Here is a 22,153-nt window from a genome sequence, read left to right as displayed (position 1 = left end):
ATTTTTACCTTATGTTTTCAATTTTTTCTTTCTGGCTGCTGGAAACAACACATTATTCAAAATCAAGCGATAGCCCGGTGAATTAGAATGCAAGTCTAAAACCGTAGGTGGATCACCCACCTGATGTTGAAAATCTTCGGGGTCATGTCCACCATAAAACGTGAACATCCCTTTGCCTTTTTGCCCATGAATATAACGTGCTTCCCCATTTAATTCACAAGATCCCATAACCAAGACATTTGATTTTATTAGAGGCAAATCAAAAGCGGTAGTTTGCCCCATAAATCCTTTGACCAACTGCGTGTGATTTTGACACAACATACTAGGAATTGGGTCCCACTTTGCTGAAAATTCCATTAAAGTAAAGTAATCTTTGTCCATAGGAATTCTTCGTTTCGAAGTCATATCAATATCTGAGAATTCATATTGCTCGGGTCTTCTTTCCAAAATAAAATCTTTGAAGGCAAAAGAATTATTGTAATTCATCTTTGATTGGTAATTTCCTTCACTGGCATCGCCATCAAACATGGCTTCGCAAATATCAAGTCCGTCAGCCGCCAAAGCAATATCAAAACTATCCGTTGCCGAGCACATCGCAAACATAAATCCTCCTCCAATTACAAAATCCCTGATTTTCTTGGTTACAGCTCCTTTTTCAGTAGAAACTTTGGAATATCCTAGTTTTGAAGCTAATGTTTCAGCCTCTTTCTTTTGTTCAATATACCAAGGAACATTTTTATAGGCTCCATAAAATTTTCCGTATTGTCCCGTAAAATCCTCGTGGTGCAAGTGCAACCAATCGTAAAGCAATAATTGATCACTAAGTACTTCTTCATCATAAATGGGAGTAAAAGGAATTTCAGCATAGGTCAAAACCAAAGTTACAGCATCATCCCAAGGTTGTTTTCCTTTGGGTGTGTAAACGGCAATCTTTGGAGCTTTTTCTAATATTACTGATTCCATATTCTGGGATGGACTGGAAATTTCATTTAATATGGCTACTTCTTCTCCATCAGAAATTATTTCAAAACTGACACCCCGAATCTGACATTCTTTACGAATTTCCTCTGCATCAGGCAGTAAAAAAGATCCGCCACGGTAATTGAGTAACCAGCTTGCTTTATAATTTTTATCCAAACACCAATAAGTTATTCCATACGCTTTCAGATGATTTTTCTGCGAAGTTTCATCCATTGGTAATAAAATAAAAGACGCTTTACTTGTTATTGACAGTAACAAAATGAGTATAAATAGAAATCGTTTGCGCATATTCTGAAAATTTTGATACCTCAAAGATAGAAATTAAGCATTTGAATTATTTCAAATTTAACTTTTAAATGAATTACAAAAATTGTCTTTTTTAATAAAACACGTAAAAATACGCATAGCCAAACTACATCTTAATCATAAATTCGCAGATATCTCTTAAGCAATCATAATGAAAAATTTAGTAATGAATCCAAATGAAAGCAATGACCCGTTTAATTTAATGAATTTATTGAAAAAAATAGGATTATGTCTATTAGTAATTCTGATTTTAACTTTCTACATGCTTTGTTTCCAACATCTCCGTCTGTAAATCACTAAAAAAAATCATTTTGAAAAATTATTATACCACTTTATCAGAGGAAATTCTCTCTATAGCAAAATTCGAAGGGGATTCCACATTGCTCAGAAGACAGCTTTTTTATATCCGACAAGCCAAACTGGAGAAAAGTTTGGATACTAATGATTTGAGAAAAACATTTTGGATAAATATTTACAATGCATTTTTTCATATCATTTCAAAAGATACGGCAGATCGTGAAGCCATTTTCGCATTGAAAAGAATAAAAATTGCTCATTGTTTACTTTCATTAAACGATATTGAGCACGGAATTTTAAGGAAGACTAAATTTAAAATGGGTTTTGGATACTTTACCAATCCATTTTACTCTGATTTTATAAAAACACAGGCAGTAAAAGAGTTGGATTACAGAATCCATTTTGCGTTAAAAAGTATTTGTTTAAATAATCCAATAATTGATTATTATGAGAGTGAAATTATCAACGAACAACTCCAAAAAATCACCAAAAAACTGATCAAATCGCAGACCCATTTCGATACCGATTTAAAATTAATCACAACGTCAAAATTTTTATTTTCCTACCATCGAGATTTTGGAGGCATGAGTTCCGTTAAAGAATTATTGCAAACAACTTTAGAAAAAGACATGAGAGGGTACACGTTTCAGTTCAAAAAAAGTTAAAAACGCCAGAAATACCTACTAACCATAAACTCTATTGCTCTTACTTTTGAATTTAACCTGCAATCTTAGACATCAAGCAGCATAATTTGATTTTGAACTGCGTAGACAACTAAGCCTGCAATATTTCTTGAATCTGTCTTCAACAACAAATTATTTCTATGTCCTTCAACGGTTCTTGGACTAATAAAAAGAGCATCTGCAATTTCAACTGTACTCTTTTGCGAACAAATAAGCTTAAGCACTTCAATTTCCCGAACGGTTAAAAAAGTAGTGTCTAATATGCTTTTTGTTTTTTTAGAAGTCAACACGTCCGCCTGAATGATTTTCATCACATGATCCGTATAATAAAATCCTTTTTCTGCAACTTCATTTATAGTTGTCAGTAATTCTTGGGGCGTCGCGGTTTTTATCAAATACGAAACCGCACCCACATCAATCATATTTGCGACAAAAGATTTAGAGTTATAACTCGTTAATGCAATAATTTTTAACTCAGGAAACTCGGCATGCATAATCTTTGTTGCTTCGACACCATTTATTCCGGGCATTTTTAAGTCCATGATAATAATATCAGGGTGATTATTTTTATTGTTGTGGAGAAAAGAAATCAATTCGTTCCCATCAGACGCTTCAAAAATAATTTTAATATTTGTCTCGCGCCCCAATAAAAAAGAAATTCCTTTTCTAAAAAGAATTTCATCATCCACTAATACAATTTTTATAGTTTTATTCATTATTTAAAAATTAAAAACTACGGAAATCCCTTTGTTTAATGTTGATTCTAAGGTCAATTTACCGTTCAAAAAAGCGATTCTGCTTTCTATATTTTTCATTCCGAGACCTTGCTGATTTTTATTATTTTTTATTTCAAAACCAGTACCGTTATCCGTGTAATGACAATTTTTTACACCATTTTCTTCTTCAAAAAGAATGGAAATAACCGTGGCTTTTCCATGCCGTAATGAATTATTCATCAGTTCCTGCAAAATTCTAAACACATGCAAATGTTTATCGTTATCTGAAATAGCAAATGTCGTTTTATTTTGATAATCTATATCTACAGCTTTGGAACTGCTAAATTCCATGCATAATTCCTCCACGCCTGCATGCAATCCAAATTTATCTAAAACCGGCGGTAGCAAACCGTGTGCAATTTTCCTTGAATTATCTAATGCTTTGTGTGCAAGATTAATAATATTCGCTGTGATTTCAATTACTTCATTAGCGCTTAAATTAGGCGCGGTCAGCAAATGACTGTTTAATGAAACTATATTGAGTTTAGAACTAATATCATCATGCAAATCTTGCGCAATACGCTTGCGTTCCTCTTCTTGTGTAATAATAACAGCACTTAAAAGCTCTTTTTGATACTTAATTTCTAAATCTTTTTTTTCCAATTCTTTTTGAATGATTTTTCTTTGTGAAAGTTTAAAGAAAAGTATTAGCAACAAAGCCATGAATAATATTAGAAAGACCCCAAGTGCAACAATTAAAACTAATCTGTTTTCCTCCGATAAAAGCTCTTCCACCATTCGATATTAATTAAGATTTGATATAATAAACAAAAGAAAGCATTTAATACCCAAAAATACATATATAAAGAAGGACTAGTTTCAACTAATAAATTTCCTGCCGCAAAAATTAACGAACTTGTTAACATATAAATAAAAATACCGGAATTTATATATGAATATGACTTTTCTTTAGTAAGAGTATTTAAGAAATATATTACTGCAAAGGACGAAATTACAACTTGCGTGATAAAAATTCCTAATGAATTATACTTTTCAAAAACATGATCCTCAATCGAATATTGAAATGTAAAAACGACCATCGTAAAAATTATAATCCCGCCAATGACAATTCTTATTTTCCTTTTTTTTAGTAAATAATAATAAAAGAAGCTAAGAAATAAAAATTGAGAAATGAAATAATAGTGGGACAACCAAATATTATTAATGCGTTTATTAAATAAATAAGTTGAATAGAATTGAATCACACCTACTGTCAAAAGATAGCAGAAAAATATTACAAAGATTTTTTCCTTAACAGCGGTTTTTAGAAATAAAAGTATGTTAAAAGCTAACAGGTAATTGGCTGATTTATATAACAATTCATAGATTTCCTTTGCTCCATAGGGCAAAAACATTAAATTTATAGTGGTATACGACCCCATCTCGTTAAGTTTTATAGTTGATTTATTTGACGAATGCTTTTCTAATAAGTCTTTTAGTACATAGTTTTAATTGATAATTGCCATTATTTTTTTTCTATTTACATAAAATATGAATCATTGCTTAAAAAACAACGCGACATAAAAACAACAAATCTCTATGACTATTAAATTAAAGCAACATTTTATTCTCCCTCCAACTCATCAAATTTGCTCTTTAGCCATACAAAAGCCTCTTCTAATTTATTATTTTAAGCAATGCTTTAAAGAGAACTCTTTTGTCATAGTATATCGTAGAAAGAGCTTCTTCCATATAATCCTGCATTTTAATCATACTGCTTACTAAAGGTGAGACAAAATAATACATTTCGTTTTACTTGCTACTCCCATCCAATTTTAAAAAAATATCACATCAATGAACTTTCTATAAAAATTCAATTCACGCTCTGTAGAATATTTTTCAACCATCAATGTTGCTAAACTTGTCTAATATCCATCACAACCTCGAAGCATTGGAGGTCGAATCCATTTAAACAGTAGCAAAATTTCGCGTTTGATCATTTTAAGGTAAGAGAACGGACTTAATAATGTTATCACTTATCTCAAAATGAAAAGCCATAAACTTGCAATTCTAATTCTAAAACCTGTTATCCAAAGAATTCTCACCAAAAAAATCTCCTCTTATTGTTTTTTTTATATTCTAAAGCATCATTAAATTGCATTTGATACTGTACAAAAATTACTAATAATTCAGATACTTCATCTACAAAATAACGATTCCCAAAATATTCACGATAACCATTTTTTGTTAAAATCGGAATACATTAGCTGCCGAAATCTAATTTGCAACACGGTATCAATAAAAGTCGAATAGAGTTAAGATTTAAATGGTCCTTTAAACCATACATAAAACGAATACCTACTATTTTTTCTGAAATACTTAGTATGCTCAAAATCATATTTTTATCTACCAATACAGCGTTTTGTAAACCAGAGTAGATGTCATCACATTATCCTTTCACTGATTTGTACACTTCGTTAGAGATATAATCTAATAAGTTTTTGTCTTGAAGTATAATTCTTAAATTTTAATGTTACACAAATTTCAAACTTTTAAAATCAAGCGGCTACTGATTAAGCGGGCTATTTTTATCACAAGCATTTGGACAAGGAGTTGTAAAATCATAAATATCATCTTGCCCGGCTGGCTCATTCCCCACCCCAACGGTAATCATATCGACATAAATCTTTGTTAACGGATCGTATTTCGTACCTACGATCATTAGTTTCTCCACTCCATTATCATCAATCCCAATATAGGCTCTCACGGCATCAACGTCTTCGGTCAATACCTCCAATAAATCTATTTTTGGAATTAAAAAGGCATTTAATTCGTGGTGTTTGTTGTAGTTCCCTTCTTTTTTCTTCCATCGCTTGGCCCATTTTTTTGCCTCTATTAGCGAAATGGTGTTTACTTTTTTTGCACCCTCAGATGCATTGTTACCTGTTACGGCTTCTTCTGACATAATGTTTAGTTTTTTAGTTATACTACTATTCCGTTAAGAAAAAGAAAATCTAAAGTACTGTTTTTTTTTCTTTTATGAAGAAAAGGTTTATGTACAATATAAAAAATGTTACATTAATTAAATATTTCCAGTTTTACTTTTTTATTCACTGGAATAATAAGCACACATTTGCCATTTAGATCCTGACACTTAAAGAAATAAATCTTATAATCTGAATAACTTGATGTGATTTGTTTCACTTGTTCACTTCGTTTAAATCTCCTTGGTTGAAATGACACTATTAACAATAAATATTCCGGTATTTTAAAAACTAAAATGGTATTAATTACAAAAAAGCCTACAAAAGTAGGCTTGAATCGTATTTCAAAAAAGGAACGTATGTTAAAAAGGAACATCACTATCATCATCCGGATCATTCAAATTGCTTCCAAACGCGTCATTGGCAGACGGTAAATTTTTGGTGATAAAAGGATTATCATCCTGATTCATACTGGATGGTAAATCATCATAACCACCGCTATAATCTTCCAGATTATCAAATTTTCCGAGATGTCCTATAAACTTCAGTCGAACGTTTTCTATACTCCCGTTACGGTGTTTGGCAATCATTATTTCCGCCTGACCCGCAGTTGGTGAAGCTTCATCGTCATCCCATTCGTCAATTTTGTAATATTCGGGACGGTATAAAAAAGATACAATATCCGCATCTTGTTCAATCGCTCCCGATTCACGTAAATCAGATAATAAAGGTCTTTTGCTTGATCCACGAGTTTCTACCGCACGGGACAATTGCGAAAGGGCAATTACAGGAACGTTCAATTCCTTGGCTAATGCTTTTAAGTTTCGTGAAATCGTTGAAATCTCCTGCTCTCTATTTCCTCCACCTTTTCCGTTTCCTCCAGCTGTCATCAATTGCAAATAATCGACAATAATAATTCGGATTCCGTGTTGTGAAACCAAACGTCTTGATTTAGCCCTTAAATCAAAAATAGACAATGAAGGTGTATCATCAATAAACAGAGGTGCTTTTTCTAAATTCTTAACTTTGGTACTCAGTTGTTCCCATTCGTGCTTTTCCAGTTTTCCGGTACGTAATTTCTCCGATGACAAACCAGTTTCTGAGGATATCAAACGGGTAATTAATTGTACAGATGCCATCTCCAGAGAAAATAAGGCCACTGGCATTCCGTAATCGATTGCCATATTTCGAGCCATCGATAGTACAAATGCTGTTTTTCCCATTGCAGGTCTTGCCGCTATAATGATTAAATCGCTTGGCTGCCAGCCTGAAGTAATCTTGTCCAGTTTGTCAAAACCGGTTGCAACACCACTCAAACCCTCTTGGCCTGCAATTTCTTCAATTCGTTTTTTGGCTTGCAATACTAAACTCTGCGCCGTCTCCGAACTACGTTTTATATTTCCTTGTGTTACTTCGTATAATTTAGATTCGGCTCTGTCTAATAAATCAAAAACATCTGTTGTTTCATCATAGGATTCTTCAATAATTTCAGTCGAAATCCGAATCAAACTGCGTTGAATAAATTTTTGAAGTATGATTCTGGAGTGAAATTCGATGTGTGCAGAAGACGATATCTTTTGCGTAAGCTGAATTAAGTAAAAATCACCGCCTGCCAATTCTAATTTTGCATTTTTCTTGAGCTGCGCAGAAACGGTTAATAAGTCAATAGGCTGCGTTTCTGTAAACAATTGAACGATAGCCTCAAATATATGTTTGTGTGCTTCCTTGTAAAAAGCATCGGGCTGCAGAATGTCAATTACATCATCAACCCCTTTTTTGTCAATCATCATGGCACCCAGTACAGCCTCTTCTAAATCGAGAACTTGCGGTTGCAATTTTCCTTTTTCAAGGCTTATAATAGTAGTTTTATCAACCTTAACAGGACTAATATTTCTGAAGTTTTCCATAGAGCGAAAGTAGCAAAAATAAAAAAAAAATTGGCATTGAGTTGTTACAAATAAATGTTCATAAGTAACTATTTTTTGTTTATAACCCAAAAAAAATCCGAAACGGTAAGGCTTCGGATCAAATTATATTTTGTAAGATTTTACTCTTTATACTCGCCCATTTTACTGTATTTCTCCATTCTCTGAGCCACTAATTCGGTTGTTGATAAGTCTTTCAATTCGTTAAAACCTTTCATGATATATTGCTCCACCGTTTTGAAAGTGGTTTCTCTGTCGTAATGCGCTCCACCTAAAGGTTCCGGAATAATATCATCCACTAATTTTTGTTTTTTCATGTCAGCTGAAGTCAATTTCAAGGCCTCAGCAGCCTGTTCTTTATATTCCCAGCTTTTCCATAAAATAGACGAGCATGATTCTGGAGAAATAACGGAATACCAAGTGTTTTCCATCATGTATACTTTGTCACCCACTCCTATTCCTAATGCTCCACCAGAAGCTCCTTCACCAACAATAACAGTGATAATAGGCACTTTTAAACGAATCATTTCAAATATGTTTCTGGCAATCGCTTCTCCTTGTCCGCGTTCTTCAGCTTCTAATCCAGGATAAGCTCCCGGAGTGTCAATCAAAGTCAAAACAGGAATGCCAAATTTCTCTGCCATTTTCATCAATCGCAGCGCTTTTCTATATCCTTCCGGATTGGCCATTCCAAAATTACGGAACTGACGCGTCTTGGTATTAAATCCTTTTTGTTGTCCCACAATCATAAACGATTGTCCGTCAATTTTTCCTAAACCACCTATCATGGCTTTGTCATCCTTAAAACCTCTGTCGCCAAAAAGTTCCAGAAAAGTGTCGCCACACAAAGCGCGAACGTGATCCATTGTATACGGACGACTTGGGTGTCTGGAAAGTTGTACACGCTGCCAAGCAGTCAAGTTTTTGTATATTTTTCTTTTAGTCTCTTCTAGTTTCTTGTTGATTTGTTTGCAAGTATTCGTTACATCAACATCTGATTCCTGACCAATAATGAGACATTTGTCTAACTGTTCTTCTAGTTCTTTTATTGGAAGCTCAAAATCTAAATATTCCATAGGATTTTTGCGTTTTTGTTTTTATTTGGAACCGCAAATATAAAATTTTAAATCGGTCGAAAAGGTAAATATTCTATTTATGTGTAAAAGTCTGCTTCAACAAAGCAGTAGATTCTTATTCTGTTTTGCCCTTTTGATAGTGTTTAATAGCACCATTCAGGATTACGGTGATGACGATTATCAGTGCGCCAATGTAAAATTCAAAACTCATTTTTTCTTTTCCTCCAAGGATAAAATACGCCAACACAATGCCGTAAACCGGTTCCAGATTCGTCGTCAACATTACGGTGTATGGTGTTAATTTCTGCATTACTTTCACCGAAGCTGTAAAGGCATACGCCGTGCAAATGGAAGCCAGAATCAGAATTAGAATCCAATTATTAGCGGTCAATACAAAAAAGTCACAAGTGAATTTCCCTTGAAACAAAAAGTAAATCGAGATGAAACAAACGCCCGCCAGAAATTCATAAAAAGAAATTACCGAAGGATCGTGATCTGCAATCAGTTTTCCGTTCATTAACGTAAATAAAACGCCTAATATAATCGATGCCAGAGCGTATAACATTCCGTCAAGATAATTGATTTCGACCTTCATGATCAGTGCCAATCCAGCGATAATGATGAGTCCAAAAAAAACTTCGTACCACAATACCTTTCGACCATAAAACAATGGCTCTAGTATTGATGCAAAAAAAGCACCCAACGAAAAAACCGACAGCGTAATTGACACATTGGAAACATGGATCGCTTTGAAAAAGAAGATCCAGTGCAATGCAATCAACAAGCCGACAAAAATTAATTTGAGAAAAGATTTTAAAGGGATTCTGAACGATTTTTTCTTTAATAGTATAAAAATGGCTAAAAATACCCCGGCAAAAAACATGCGATACCAAACTAAAGCATCTGCTGTAATAGTAATTAAAGCGCCTAAGATGGCGGTAAAACCCCAAATAAAAACAATTAAATGAAGGTTTAAGTAACTTTTTAAATTATCGTTTTGCATTTCGTAATAAATAAATGGCTAAAATTCCGAAAGCAATATTAGGCAACCAAACGGCTAACATTGGCGGAATACTCGATTTTTCGGCTAATACGCCAAAGATTTTATCAAAAAACACAAAGGCAAAAGCCAATGCAATTCCAATGGCTAAATTGGTCCCCATTCCTCCTCTTCGTTTCATTGAAGAAACCGCAACCGCAATGATAGTGAGAATAAATGCCGATACCGGAACGCTGTATTTTTTATATAATACCACCAAATACACATTGATGTTAGAAGATCCTCTTTCTCTTTCTTTCTCGATAAAGGCATTCAATTTTCCTAAACTTAAAGTTTCTGCAATGTAAACTACAGGTGTTAAATCCTCTAAATCAAACGCGAAAACAGCATCTTTTTGGGGTAGCTTTTCAATTTTATCATTCAGTTCACCCACTGTTCTTTTCGTGTAATCAAACATCGTGTAAGTACTGTCTTTTGGATTCCATTGTATTCTGCTGGCAGTGATTTTATGGATAAGTTTTTCGTTTTTAAATTTTTCCAATGAAAAATTAAAAGCTGTTTTAGACTCGGTATTAAAACTGTTTACATAAATAAACTCATTGTCATTGATTTGGCGGTACACATCTGTATTATCACCGCGCATCGCTTCTTTTCCGCCTCCTTTCAAATACGTGTATCTGAAATTATTAAAGCCTTCACTGGCAGCTGGAACAACAAAAAATCCCATTAACAATACAAAAACAGAAACGATAGATGCGCCTATAATATACGGTCTCAAAAATCGTGTAAATGAAATCCCCGAACTTAAAATAGCGATAATCTCCGTATCATTCGCCAGTTTTGACGTGAACCAAATCACCGATAAAAACAAAAATATCGGAAAAAGAGAGTTCGCAAAATAAACCGTAAAGTTGTAGTAATAAAGACCTATCTCTAAAATCGGAACTTTATTTTCCAGCATTTTATTGATCTTCTCAGATACGTCCACAACGATTCCTATCGGGATAAACAACAACAGCATCACCACAAATGTGGCTAAATATCTTTTTACGATGTATTTGTCAATTATTGTTAGCATATTTTAAATTATGAATTATGAGTTATGAATTATGAGATGCGTGCTAACTCATAATTTATAACTCATAATTATTTTACAGTCTCTGGTTCATATTTTTCACCATCATTTCTTTCCAAGGCTTGAAATCGCCCGCTAAGATATGTTTTCTGGCCTCACGAACCAACCACATGTAAAAACCAAGATTATGTATCGTAGCAATTTGTTTCCCGAGGTATTCATTGGCAGCAAAAAGGTGACGCAAATACGCTTTGGTGTATTCTGTATCTACAAAGGTGATTCCCATTTCGTCAACGGGCGAAAAATCAGCTTCCCACTTTTTGTTTTTGATATTAATCGTACCATTTGCTGTAAACAACATTCCGTTTCTGGCGTTGCGCGTAGGCATTACACAATCAAACATGTCGATTCCAAGCGCAATATTTTCGAGAATATTTATTGGAGTTCCCACACCCATCAGGTACCGCGGTTTGTCTTCGGGCAGAATTTCACAAACAATTTCAGTCATGGCATACATTTCTTCGGCAGGTTCCCCTACTGAGAGTCCGCCGATCGCATTTCCTTGTTGATTGGAATTTGCAATATATTCTGCTGATTGTTGGCGTAAGTCTTTGTAACAACTTCCTTGGACAATTGGGAAAAACGTTTGTTCGTACCCGTATTTAACAGGCTGTGTTTCTAAATGATTGATGCAACGGTCCAGCCAGCGGTGCGTCATTTTCATCGAGCGTTTAGCGTAGTTGTAATCACACGGATACGGAGTACATTCATCAAAAGCCATGATAATATCGGCACCTATGGTACGCTGAATTTCCATCACATTCTCTGGTGTAAAGAAGTGATAGGAACCATCGATATGCGATTTGAACTTCACGCCTTCCTCCTTAATTTTTCGGTTGGCCGAAAGCGAATACACTTGGTATCCTCCGGAATCCGTCAAAATATTACGGTCCCAGTTCATAAATTTATGCAAACCACCGGCTTTCTCAAGAATTTCGGTTTGCGGACGCAAGTATAAGTGGTAAGTGTTTCCCAGGATAATATCCGGATTTATATCTTCTTTCAATTCCCGCTGATGCACTCCTTTTACTGAAGCTACGGTTCCAACAGGCATAAAAATTGGGGTTTCGATCACCCCATGATCAGTAGTAATACTTCCCGCTCTGGCTTTAGACAGCGGATCTTTTTTTAATAAATCAAACTTCATATTGGCATATTTCTTCCGATTGTTCGGCGGGCAAAGATAGGTTAATTTGAAAACTAGATAATTAGATAATTTAAAAAATTAATCAAGATTTAGCAAATCAATTGGGGCGTGCCCTAAAAAGGTCGGGCTATCCGCTATAATCTTTTATTCCGCTACGCTTCATAAAAGGATTTTCACTTTTATCCCTCACGCAAAACAGCCTTAATACCACCAGCGACATTGCAGTAATAAAACCTCATTTACCAAAATAATTACTATCTTTCAATCACAAAATCAACACGATATGACTTGGGCAGCAAAACTGATAAAACACAACAGTGAAAATAGAATTGCCGTTTATTTTGAAAAAAATCAAGACCTGATTGCCAGGATCAAACAAATAGAAGGCGCACGGTGGAGCCAGCAAAAAACGGTTTGGCACCTCCCAGACACAGAGGAAAACAGACTGCGTTTTAACATAGCGCCCCCTGCAAATTTGGTCCCTTCAAGCGAAGGAATAACACAAATCGAAAAATTCAAACAATGGATGTGTTCTAAACGGTATAGTGAAAGTACCATTACTACCTATAGCGATGCCTTGAAATCCTTTTTGATTTTCTATCGGGAAAAACCCATTTCCGAAATCACAAATGACGATGTAATCATTTACAACAATGACTATATCTTAAAGAATAATTTGTCAGCATCTTACCAAAACCAAATCGTTAACGCTATAAAACTGTATTTTATGACAGTCAGAGCAACAAAAATTGAAGTTGATAAAATTCACCGACCAAAACGAGCTAAACTTTTACCCAATGTATTAAGCAAAGAAGAAATAAAATTGATATTAAACGCTCATAGTAACATCAAACATAAAATGATGCTTTCATTGATTTATAGTTGTGGCCTGCGTTGTGGCGAATTATTGGCTCTCCGGCCCGTTCACATAGATTCGATGCGGAATATTGTATTGCTTAAAAATTCAAAAGGCAAAAAAGACAGGATAGTCCCATTAAGCCCAAAAATTTTAGAAATGCTACGGGAGTATTATAAAGTATTTAAACCCACAACGTATTTATTTGAAGGACAAATCAAAGGAAAGCCCTATGATGATAGAAGCTTACAACAAGTTTTAAAACAAGCCATACAAAAATCAGGAATTAGAAAACCCGTTACTTTGCACTGGTTACGCCACAGTTATGCTACGCATTTACTTGAAAGCGGAACCGATTTGAGGTACATTCAAGAATTATTGGGACACAATAGCAGCAAAACGACCGAAATATATACCCACGTAAGTACAAAAAGTATCCAACAAATAAAAAGTCCTTTTGATGATTTGTAATAAAAATATTATTTATACATTTGATAAAAATACGCTACTCCGTAGCGACTATCCATCCTAAATTGGGTAGATTGTCGCTACTTTGTAGCGAGTATATACAAGTTGTATGCTATTTTACTGAAAATCGGAATCAAAAATAAATTTGAGATATCCAAAAAATCTATCAAATCGAAAATGAAAATAATAATTATATTTTTACTTCTATTTCTAACTTTAGTTTATTGTAAGAAAGAACAAAATGAGAATATAATTGATGAAAATTTTTGTAGAGAACAATTAGAAATTATAATTGACGAAAGCAGAATCATAATAGATATTGAAAGTAATATTGGTAGAGTTGAAACTGAAAAAATAATCAACAAAAAACCTATCATAGAAAATAAATCTTTTAAACTGACAGAAATTGAAAAGCAAAAGTTATTTTCAAATGCATATAAACTAATAACTTTAAAAGAATATACAATTCATACTAAAACTTGTAATGCAGGACAAAACTTCATTTTAAGATTAATATGTAACAATAAAGCATTGGAATTTCATCAGCCTTCAGTAGTTAGTTGGTCAAGAATTTCGAAAGAAACGGCGGAAATCTATTCAATACTTAAAGACAAAACAGATTTAAAAGAATAAAAACAGCATACAACAGCTGTTTTGAGCTAGCTGGAGTTTAGTGGAATTGCCGTTTCGCATCAAGTTTTCGTTAAGCAGAAAATTGAGCGGTTACGAATTTCCAGCCATCTCAAAGCAGCGGGACGTTGGGCGAAATTGGCGAGTCCTACCCGTTATTTGCACAATGAATTTTCGGGATATTTTTTGGGATTTAAAAGGGAAATGAATTTCGCTTCAAGTCTTTCGATTAGAATCGTATAAAGTTCACTTTCAAACGTTTGGCAACGTAAAGACTTGGCTAAGTTATCTAAAAAAAATGACAAAGTCAAGACCTTTTTTTTTGAAAACTTTAAATCCTAAAAAAATAGAGCCCAAAAACCCTATTATTGACTTCGCCTAGCAGGCTTGCTAAGCGCAATAAATAATAGTTTCATTAAAATAATTGAATTGAAAAATATTGGAGTAGTACCGCCAACTCCATTACTGAAAAATCAGTAACTTCCCCCAACAGGCCGATTGGCGAAAGAAAAAAAGGCCAAATCTTGACACCGTCAAGGCCTTTTTTCCCTTCGCCAAGCGGCCGGTACGTTGGGCAACATATTAACCGAAAATAACTAAACCGAAAAAATGAAAAAAATTATAGTATTAAGTTTGATTTTATTGTCAGCTAAAAGTTTCGCCCAGACAAAAAATTTTATCGATTTGCCATATATTGAAACTTCCGCTAAAGTTGATACTTTAGTAGTTCCAGATAAAATTTATCTAAATATTATGATTACGGAAAAAGATACAAAAGGCAAAATATCTGTTGAAGAACAAGAAAGAAAAATGAATGAGAAATTAAAATCTCTCGGAATTGCAACGGAAAAACAACTGACTTTAAATGATTTATCTAGTAACTACAAAAAATACTTTTTAAAACAGCAAGATATTCAGAAAAGCAAAAACTATTCTCTGATAGTTTATAATGCTAAAACTGCGGGTAAAGTAATAATCGGATTAGAAGAAATTGAAATTGCAAATGTCACTTTAGAAAAAACAGAATTCTCAAAAGCTGAAGAAATGATTTTGACTTTAAAAAGCAAAGCAATTTTGAAAGCTAAAAACCAAGCAATTGCAATGACAAAACCGCTAAATCAAAAAGTTGGAAATGCAATTTACATATCAGATTACAATAATATTTCAAATATGTTAAGCCGACGAGTTGCGGGAATTCAAATTTCTGGAATGGCTAGCCTAAAAGAAAAAGACAATTTTGAACCGATTAACATTGAATTCGAAAAAATAAAAATTGAAACCGAAGTTAAAGCGACATTTAAACTAGAATAAAAATACGATTGCCCAACAGCTGTCTGTGGCTATTGTGGGATTTAGTGGAATTATCGTTTCGCATAAACTTTACGTTAAGCCAAAATTTGAAAGGTTACGAACCTCCACAACAGCCACAGGCAGCGGAACGTTATGCCGGATTGCTCCGTTAACGAGACGCAACCGATTTTAATTAGGCCTTTTAGCAGGAAAAGAATTTAATGACGCTGAAACCGAGCTGACCGAAATCTGATTTTTAATTGTTGCGGACAAACAAACGTGAACCGCTTTTCGGATAACCGAGGGCGGAATTTTTTTGTCGATTTTTTTTGAGGTTTAATTGAAGCTTTTCAAAGTTGGGCTTAAAATGTGGAAACTATTTGAAGCGGAAAATTGGAAGGAGGAAATTCATTCGCAATTGGAATCGATAATTGGAAGGCGGAATGGCGTTCGCAATTGGAATAGATAATTGAAATCGATGTACATTCGTGCTCAGCGTGTGTGTCACAACCCTGCATAACAGCTGCTACACGTGATTTGGGCAATTGGCTTAATGGGGAAATAGGTTTGTATTTGTAAGAATTTGGTTAAACCGAAAAATTACGCTAATTTAGTCCCAAACCACGTGTAGCACCAAGACGTTGTGCGTCAGCTTGGAGAACCGAAACCGACAGAATAATAATAAACCAAATTTTTTATGAAAATAAACATTCATCTTATTTACACTTCAATTTTATTTGGCTTGATTGTTTTTTGTTGTGTTGAGTATCATAATAATAATGTTTTAGAAACTAGAATAAACTCTTTGAATAAAAACTCAATTGATTTTAATTCTGAAAAGACGTTTAAAGAAGATTACTATATTACCCAACGAAGCAGTGATACAAATCTTATTCTTGTCGTTTTTGCAGTTCTGATTACATTTAGTGGAGTTTTTACATATGTAAATATCCTCGAACGTTGGAACTCCAAGATGACAGAAATAAATACCGAAAGAGACAAACAAAACGAGAAGTATAAGGACTATGAACATAATTTAATGGTTTTAAAATCTGAATTAGATTTCCAGATTGGATTAATTTATAGTGACAGAGGAACTACACTTATTAAGGATAATTTCAATGACGGATTAATGATGTGTTTTTGCTCTATGGAAAAGTATTCTACCATTGGAATTAACTCACCTTTTAACCTTAAAGAAGAAGCACTAAAACTTCTGAATACTGAATTAAAGTATTTAAATAAACTAATAGATGATAATGATATTTTTGAAATTAACATAGAGTACAAAATTTATAAAGACAGAATCGATAGAATTACAAAGGTTTTAGATTATGAAGCATTAAATATGTTTAACCGAATAATATCTAAAATCCGAATAAATGCAACCGAAAAATAAAGCCAAACGCACAACAGCTGTTTTGAGATAGCTGTAATTTAGTGGAATTACCGTTTCGCACCATATTTTCTGTAAAGCCAAAAATTGAATGGTTACGAACTCCCAGCCATCTCAAAGCAGCGGGACGTTATGCCGGATTGCTCCGTTAACGAGACGCAACCGATTTTAATTAGACATTTTAGCAGGAAAAGAATTTAATGCCGCTGAAACCGAGCTGACCGAAATCCGATTTTTAATTGTTGCGGACAAACAAACGTGAACCGCTTTTCGGACAACCGAGGGCGGAATTTTTTTGTCGATTTTTTTTTGAGATTTAATTGAAGCTTTTCAAAGTTGGGCTTATAATGCGGAAACTATTTGAAGCGGAAAATTGGAAGGAGGAAATTTATTCGCAATTGGAATCGATAATTGGAAGGCGGAATGGCGTTCGCAATTGGAATAGATAATTGAAATCGATGTACATTCGTGCTCAGCGTGTGTGTCACAACCCTGCATAACAGTTGCTACACGTGATTTGGGCAATTGGCTTAATGGGGAAATAGGTTTGTATTTGTAAGAATTTGGTTAAACCGAAAAATTACGCTAATTTAGTCCCAAACCACGTGTAGCACCAAGACGTTATGGGCTATTTAAAAACCGAAAAGTGACGAAAAACAATCCTGAAATACTATTCAAAGCACATCTGAAAATATACGTTTTGCCGAAAGACAAAATTATATTTGAATTTGAATTAGAAAATAACAATATCGAATATTATAGTGATATAGAAAATCAGCCAAATTTTGAAAACGGAATTAGATATTTGATATTAGATGCCGACAGAATAAAGCTTGATAAAATTTTTACCGAAAACGGAATTATTGCTCATACAGAAACAATCCCAACTTCGGATTATCGAGACGGAAAAAAAGCAATGAAATTGTATCTAAAAGTTGGCGGAATAGTAGTAGGGATTATGATTTTAATAATGATTATTGAAAGCTATTTAAAGTGAAAATTGAAAAGCAGAGAGTATTAGAATATATATTTGAAATAACATAAACAGCCCATAACCGCCATTTTGAGCTAGCTGGAATTTAGTGGAATTATCGTTTCGCATCAAGTTTTCGTTAAGCCGAAAATTGAGCGGTTACGAACTTCCAGCCATCTCAAAGTGGCATAACGTTGTGAGAAATGCTTAAAAAACAACATCATATGAATGCAATTTTAGTTAATATTGGGTGTGGGATTGCAGGAGGACTAGTTGTGTTGGGCGTCCAAGAAACAATCGCATATTTTAGAAAGCAAAGAGAGGAAAGACAAACTTTGACTGTCGGTAATCCTAAATTAAAAATATTAGATTCCGATTTCCTTAATAAGTATGAGCCTGGAAAAATTTCTATTGACAAAATTATTCAAGAATTTGGGCAAGCAAACAGAATCGAAACTTCGACGGAATCTATTGGCGAAATTGCTGCTTATTTTTATATTTTGGAAAATGCAAAAGTAATTTTTACAACTTTGAATAAAGAGCCTAACATTGTTTCCATCACCGTTTTTTCGACAAGAAATCAAAAATATCCTATTATTTGTAAACAATCATTTAAAGATGATGAAGAAATTTTTGGGAAAGCAAAACTTACAGATTCTATTTTGAGAGATAATGTAAGCATAGAGAATCATGAATCAATTCACGAACAAACAACCGTAATTAAATCTCGATTTTTCTATCGTCAAATAAAACATTTATATTTTGGTTACTCGATTGACGGATATTTTGAAAAGTTGAGTGACGCTAAAGGTCAACTGATACAACAGGTTTGCGTTAGTGAAGTTGAGTCTATAAGTCCAATGCTAAGTTTTTTCGACACATTCTACAATTAGCACTTCTCACAACACTTGCTAAAACTTATGGCTAGTTTTTCGGTAAATTGTTCGTTTACTTTTCATAACTTCGCTTGGTCGGTTATGGAAAAAAAGCTTTCCACAAGCCGCCACAAGCTCTAGCAAGGAAACGTTATGCAACAGTTTAGAAAACACATATATGCGAAAAATAACAATTGTGCTATTACTTTTTATTTCAATCAATACTTTATCGCAGAATAACGATACAATTAACCTTTCCAAAATTAAATTTTGTGAATTAACAATTAATGATTTAAAGAGTGAAGATGCCGAATTAAAAGAAGTAAGTCTTGAAGAAATGGATTTGTGTTCTGATGGTTTTGTTAAAGATGGCAGATTTGAAAATAGAATCGGATATGAAAGTAAATTGTATCCTGGCGTGATTTTTCAAAAATATCAATCCGACAATAATATTATTGCAAAAATTCACTTAACAAGTGAATTTAAAGGATTTCTTCCCGACGGAAATTATGTTGAAATAAAAACTTTAAAAGCCGAAGATATTATAAAAAAATATGACTCATTAAACTCATGGACTTCTAGAGGTTGTTCTGATTATTATGGAATAAAAAAAGATGATCAAATTTATTTTTATATGAAAATCAACAAAGACAAAAGCCCTCAATATCCAGTTGATGAAAAGTATTATTCAAAACAGTTAGTAGAAGGAATAGACATTGTTTCTAACTGTTATTCTTATTACGAAAAGACTAAAATTAATACCCTCTATATTGTAGACGGAAAAGAGACAACCGAAGAAATAATTAGAGATTTAAAACCCGAAGATATAGACTCAATAACTGTCTTGAAAGATAAAAATGCAGTCGAAAAATATGGTGAAAAAGGTAAAGGTGGTGTAATTGAAATTTACCTTAAGAAGAAATAAAACCGTTGCATAACAGCTGTTTTGATATAGCTGGAGTTTAGTGGAATTTCCGTCTCGCATCAAGTTTTCGTTAAGCCGAAAATTGAGCGGTTACGAACTTCCAGCCATCTCAAAGCAGCAAAACGTCAAACTGTCTAATAACCTCCTTTCTCCCTGTTAAATAAATTGTATTAAAAATCGTTCAAATAATTTGCATAACTCGTTGGTTTTTATTATATTTAAGGATGAAATTCATCAACGGAATTAACAGAAACCAACTCCCGCTTTTTGCTTCATCGATTGATGATGCCATTGCGCAAGACAACAAAATCAGGCTCATTGACCTTTGTGTAAATAGTTTAAAACCTCCTGATTTTGGATTTACTTTCGATTTTGTCTAAAATTGATCCAGATCGTTTAAAACAGTATCTAAAAGTATCAGCACAACATTTTTGGATCGTAAAAGATATTTTAAATGCTTTATATGGGTTGTTTTATTTCAAAATTCATCAATTGACTTTTCTCAGAAAGAATTTTAATTATATTTTAAATCACATATATTTACTTACTGATTAACTCAAACAAGGGACAACGAAGGTACTTATACGAACTGCCGTTATAAAGCATTTTAATAAATTGTGTAAAAAACAACCAAAGAAAAATGAATGGAGTTGTTTTTATAATTGACTGCGGCTAAGAATAATATTTTCAAATACTAATTTTACTCATTCAAGCTCAAACGCATAATCATATTGAATTTTCTTTACATAAAAATACTCTAAACATATCTAACTTTTTGGGGCAGTCTAATATACGTATCAGCATCTTGGCTGCAAAAAAAAACCAGGTTATTAAAAAGAATAAGTTGTTGCGAGCAAGGCGTAAGCCGTAACTCCTTTTGGCGCTGCATCACTATTTGAAAATATATCTTCAGATGCTGTATCTAAACGAAACTCCGGAATAATTGTTAAATTTCCCACCTTATAATTCAACGATAATGTATTCCCTACCAAACTTCTTCCTGCCAACAAACCAAGTGATGCAGTCGCTTCTTTAGCATCAAAATATTCTAATCTGTAAGCCAGACTTAATGTTTCATTTAAAGCTAAATTCGCATATCCAACCAAAGAAAACCATTCTCCATCCAAAGTACTATCAAAATCATTGATAGTCATTGCATATGTTCCGTTGAAACCTAATGAAAAAGCATCACTCAATTTTTTTGTACCAACAAAGTCAAACTGAGTTTTATTTTCATCAGAAGATGGGTTACTGCTTCCTGAAGTTACATTAAAATAAGCGCTTCCAGTATCCCCTAAAAATGCAACTTGCCCAACAAATGTTTTTTGAGAAGAACCGGCTTCAATAGTAGTCTTGAAATCTGTTGGGTTTGACACTCCTGCCATAAAACTAAACTTTCCGGAAATATACTGTGCTTTTACACCTGTATTAAAAAACGGACCGTACGTAAACGCATAAGACATACTATAGTTTTTATTATCTACTGCATCCAATAGTTCATATCCGACGTGAGTTCCAAAACTTCCCGCAGTTACTTTGAACTTATCTGAAAACTCATATGTAAAAAATAATTGTTTAATCATAAATGTAGCCGAATCATCATTATAGGTAAATTGCGACGCCCTCTTTCCGAAACCCAAGTCAACAAAAACAGCTGCTTTCCCCATTTTATGAGAAGCCTCGAGACTAGCCATTCCCAATTCAAATGAGTTGTGAGAATTTGTAAAACTGGTTAAACTATTATCTATTCCGGAAAAATCATATTTGTAGTACGCATCTGCAGAACCCGCAAAAATAGTTGCAGGTGCAGACGTTGTTTGTTGTGCAAATGTAACTGTTGTTGTTAACAGTACTGCAATCGAAGCGAATTGGTTTTTCATCTTTAGTTGGTTTTAATTAGTACTCTAGTTTGGTGATTTTTTGGTTTTGGTTAATACTTTTTTTAAGAAGAGGACTTCAGTTGATATCAAAAAACATGTTTTTAATGCTCTTTTTGATATTCTATTTTCCTTTACCTGAAACGAATTTATTAACTTTTATTTCACTAAAATTACTATTTATAACTTTTTTACGTTGATTAAAGAAGAATTATCAATAACAAAAAATGAACAACAATAAATGGATATTCCACATTTAAAAGAAAAAATTTTAAAAATTCAATAATTACCTATTAACCATATACCCCATTTTTTATATAGTGAAAAACAATAAAGTATATTTTAAATAAGCAAATAACCCAAAATACATATTTTTAAATAATTATACCCCATGATAAATAGTTCTTAATAAAAATAAACGATAATTATACTTTTCTTTAAAACATAAAAAATGAGCATAGTCAATTCATCTGTTTTTATAAAAAAGTTCTTAATCACCAATTTAAGTGCGACTCATGACAGTCCAAATAAAAGTGCCAATAGTTTTGCTTTTTTATGAAAATTTTAATTCTTAGTAAATTCATTTTTTATTACATTTAAAACATGATTCAAC

The 22,153-nt window shown here is 33.3% G+C and carries 19 protein-coding genes; 9 read left to right on the top strand and 10 right to left on the bottom strand.

The window, feature by feature from the left end; genetic code table 11:
• Positions 1-9: 9 nt before the first annotated feature.
• On the bottom strand, positions 10-1,194 hold the full coding sequence (locus tag ACP7AQ_RS07430) for an asparagine synthetase B (RefSeq protein WP_426064729.1): 1,185 nt from the start codon (positions 1,192-1,194) through the stop codon (positions 10-12).
• A gap of 404 nt (positions 1,195-1,598) precedes the next feature.
• Here ACP7AQ_RS07430 and ACP7AQ_RS07425 point away from each other — a divergent pair, with 404 nt between their 5' ends.
• A complete protein-coding gene (locus ACP7AQ_RS07425) occupies positions 1,599-2,249 on the top strand; it encodes a DUF547 domain-containing protein (RefSeq protein WP_426095000.1) in 651 nt (216 codons plus the stop codon).
• Positions 2,250-2,314: 65 nt separating this feature from the next.
• Here the strand turns inward: ACP7AQ_RS07425 and ACP7AQ_RS07420 are convergent, their stop codons facing one another.
• The 8 genes from ACP7AQ_RS07420 to tgt all read right to left on the bottom strand — a co-directional run bounded on the left by ACP7AQ_RS07420 (position 2,315) and on the right by tgt (position 12,250).
• Complete coding sequence (locus ACP7AQ_RS07420) at positions 2,315-2,983, bottom strand: response regulator transcription factor (protein ID WP_426094999.1); 669 nt, start codon at positions 2,981-2,983, stop codon at positions 2,315-2,317.
• Positions 2,984-2,986: 3 nt separating this feature from the next.
• A complete protein-coding gene (locus ACP7AQ_RS07415; RefSeq protein WP_426094998.1) occupies positions 2,987-3,781 on the bottom strand; it encodes a sensor histidine kinase in 795 nt (264 codons plus the stop codon).
• A gap of 1,768 nt (positions 3,782-5,549) precedes the next feature.
• Entirely contained in the window at positions 5,550-5,948 is a 399-nt protein-coding gene (locus tag ACP7AQ_RS07410) for a hypothetical protein (protein ID WP_426094997.1), read from the bottom strand.
• A 381-nt stretch (positions 5,949-6,329) separates the two neighbouring features.
• On the bottom strand, positions 6,330-7,874 hold the full coding sequence (gene dnaB / locus ACP7AQ_RS07405) for a replicative DNA helicase (protein ID WP_426064723.1): 1,545 nt from the start codon (positions 7,872-7,874) through the stop codon (positions 6,330-6,332).
• A gap of 140 nt (positions 7,875-8,014) precedes the next feature.
• Positions 8,015-8,968: an acetyl-CoA carboxylase carboxyltransferase subunit alpha gene (locus tag ACP7AQ_RS07400; RefSeq protein WP_426092127.1), complete on the bottom strand. Its 954-nt coding sequence runs from the start codon at positions 8,966-8,968 to the stop codon at positions 8,015-8,017.
• 115 nt (positions 8,969-9,083) lie between these two features.
• Positions 9,084-9,971 (bottom strand): DMT family transporter, encoded by an 888-nt coding sequence (locus ACP7AQ_RS07395; RefSeq protein ID WP_426094996.1) that lies wholly within the window; start codon positions 9,969-9,971, stop codon positions 9,084-9,086.
• A complete protein-coding gene (locus ACP7AQ_RS07390) occupies positions 9,958-11,046 on the bottom strand; it encodes an LptF/LptG family permease (protein WP_426094995.1) in 1,089 nt (362 codons plus the stop codon). The genes ACP7AQ_RS07395 and ACP7AQ_RS07390 overlap by 14 nt, the downstream gene beginning before the upstream one ends.
• Before the next feature lie 73 nt (positions 11,047-11,119).
• Entirely contained in the window at positions 11,120-12,250 is a 1,131-nt protein-coding gene (gene tgt / locus ACP7AQ_RS07385) for a tRNA guanosine(34) transglycosylase Tgt (RefSeq protein ID WP_426092130.1), read from the bottom strand.
• A 283-nt stretch (positions 12,251-12,533) separates the two neighbouring features.
• On the opposite strand from tgt, the gene ACP7AQ_RS07380 reads away from it, so the two are divergent.
• The 8 genes from ACP7AQ_RS07380 (at position 12,534) to ACP7AQ_RS07345 (ending at position 20,043) form a co-directional block, all read left to right on the top strand.
• Positions 12,534-13,577: a tyrosine-type recombinase/integrase gene (locus ACP7AQ_RS07380; protein ID WP_426094994.1), complete on the top strand. Its 1,044-nt coding sequence runs from the start codon at positions 12,534-12,536 to the stop codon at positions 13,575-13,577.
• A 174-nt stretch (positions 13,578-13,751) separates the two neighbouring features.
• On the top strand, positions 13,752-14,207 hold the full coding sequence (locus ACP7AQ_RS07375; RefSeq protein WP_426094993.1) for a hypothetical protein: 456 nt from the start codon (positions 13,752-13,754) through the stop codon (positions 14,205-14,207).
• A 606-nt stretch (positions 14,208-14,813) separates the two neighbouring features.
• Positions 14,814-15,515: an SIMPL domain-containing protein gene (locus tag ACP7AQ_RS07370; RefSeq protein ID WP_426094992.1), complete on the top strand. Its 702-nt coding sequence runs from the start codon at positions 14,814-14,816 to the stop codon at positions 15,513-15,515.
• 784 nt (positions 15,516-16,299) lie between these two features.
• The gene (locus ACP7AQ_RS07365) at positions 16,300-16,893 is read left to right on the top strand and encodes a hypothetical protein (RefSeq protein ID WP_426094991.1); all 594 of its coding nucleotides are present in this window, start codon (positions 16,300-16,302) and stop codon (positions 16,891-16,893) included.
• A 643-nt stretch (positions 16,894-17,536) separates the two neighbouring features.
• On the top strand, positions 17,537-17,887 hold the full coding sequence (locus ACP7AQ_RS07360; protein WP_426094990.1) for a hypothetical protein: 351 nt from the start codon (positions 17,537-17,539) through the stop codon (positions 17,885-17,887).
• 200 nt (positions 17,888-18,087) lie between these two features.
• Positions 18,088-18,756, top strand: coding sequence for a hypothetical protein (locus ACP7AQ_RS07355; RefSeq protein WP_426094989.1), 669 nt, complete (start codon positions 18,088-18,090; stop codon positions 18,754-18,756).
• Between the two features lie 160 nt (positions 18,757-18,916).
• Entirely contained in the window at positions 18,917-19,663 is a 747-nt protein-coding gene (locus tag ACP7AQ_RS07350) for a hypothetical protein (RefSeq protein WP_426094988.1), read from the top strand.
• A gap of 224 nt (positions 19,664-19,887) precedes the next feature.
• On the top strand, positions 19,888-20,043 hold the full coding sequence (locus tag ACP7AQ_RS07345; RefSeq protein ID WP_426094987.1) for a hypothetical protein: 156 nt from the start codon (positions 19,888-19,890) through the stop codon (positions 20,041-20,043).
• A gap of 450 nt (positions 20,044-20,493) precedes the next feature.
• Here the strand turns inward: ACP7AQ_RS07345 and ACP7AQ_RS07340 are convergent, their stop codons facing one another.
• Entirely contained in the window at positions 20,494-21,543 is a 1,050-nt protein-coding gene (locus ACP7AQ_RS07340; RefSeq protein WP_426094986.1) for an outer membrane beta-barrel protein, read from the bottom strand.
• Positions 21,544-22,153: the final 610 nt, after the last annotated feature.

The organism is Flavobacterium sp. DSR2-3-3, assembly GCF_049896585.1.
Lineage (GTDB): Bacteria > Bacteroidota > Bacteroidia > Flavobacteriales > Flavobacteriaceae > Flavobacterium.
This window is presented reverse-complemented; position numbering and strand designations above follow the sequence as displayed.

Bases quoted from the DNA above. Each gene is read 5' to 3' on its own strand.
- ACP7AQ_RS07430 (WP_426064729.1), bottom strand. From the start codon at position 1,194: ATGGATGAAACTTCGCAGAAAAATCATCTGAAAGCGTATGGAATAACT.
- ACP7AQ_RS07420 (WP_426094999.1), bottom strand. From the start codon at position 2,983: ATGAATAAAACTATAAAAATTGTATTAGTGGATGATGAAATTCTTTTT.
- ACP7AQ_RS07415 (WP_426094998.1), bottom strand. From the start codon at position 3,781: ATGGTGGAAGAGCTTTTATCGGAGGAAAACAGATTAGTTTTAATTGTT.
- ACP7AQ_RS07410 (WP_426094997.1), bottom strand. From the start codon at position 5,948: ATGTCAGAAGAAGCCGTAACAGGTAACAATGCATCTGAGGGTGCAAAA.
- dnaB (WP_426064723.1), bottom strand. From the start codon at position 7,874: ATGGAAAACTTCAGAAATATTAGTCCTGTTAAGGTTGATAAAACTACT.
- ACP7AQ_RS07400 (WP_426092127.1), bottom strand. From the start codon at position 8,968: ATGGAATATTTAGATTTTGAGCTTCCAATAAAAGAACTAGAAGAACAG.
- ACP7AQ_RS07395 (WP_426094996.1), bottom strand. From the start codon at position 9,971: ATGCAAAACGATAATTTAAAAAGTTACTTAAACCTTCATTTAATTGTT.
- ACP7AQ_RS07390 (WP_426094995.1), bottom strand. From the start codon at position 11,046: ATGCTAACAATAATTGACAAATACATCGTAAAAAGATATTTAGCCACA.
- tgt (WP_426092130.1), bottom strand. From the start codon at position 12,250: ATGAAGTTTGATTTATTAAAAAAAGATCCGCTGTCTAAAGCCAGAGCG.
- ACP7AQ_RS07380 (WP_426094994.1), top strand. From the start codon at position 12,534: ATGACTTGGGCAGCAAAACTGATAAAACACAACAGTGAAAATAGAATT.
- ACP7AQ_RS07375 (WP_426094993.1), top strand. From the start codon at position 13,752: ATGAAAATAATAATTATATTTTTACTTCTATTTCTAACTTTAGTTTAT.
- ACP7AQ_RS07370 (WP_426094992.1), top strand. From the start codon at position 14,814: ATGAAAAAAATTATAGTATTAAGTTTGATTTTATTGTCAGCTAAAAGT.
- ACP7AQ_RS07355 (WP_426094989.1), top strand. From the start codon at position 18,088: ATGAATGCAATTTTAGTTAATATTGGGTGTGGGATTGCAGGAGGACTA.
- ACP7AQ_RS07350 (WP_426094988.1), top strand. From the start codon at position 18,917: ATGCGAAAAATAACAATTGTGCTATTACTTTTTATTTCAATCAATACT.
- ACP7AQ_RS07345 (WP_426094987.1), top strand. From the start codon at position 19,888: ATGAAATTCATCAACGGAATTAACAGAAACCAACTCCCGCTTTTTGCT.
- ACP7AQ_RS07340 (WP_426094986.1), bottom strand. From the start codon at position 21,543: ATGAAAAACCAATTCGCTTCGATTGCAGTACTGTTAACAACAACAGTT.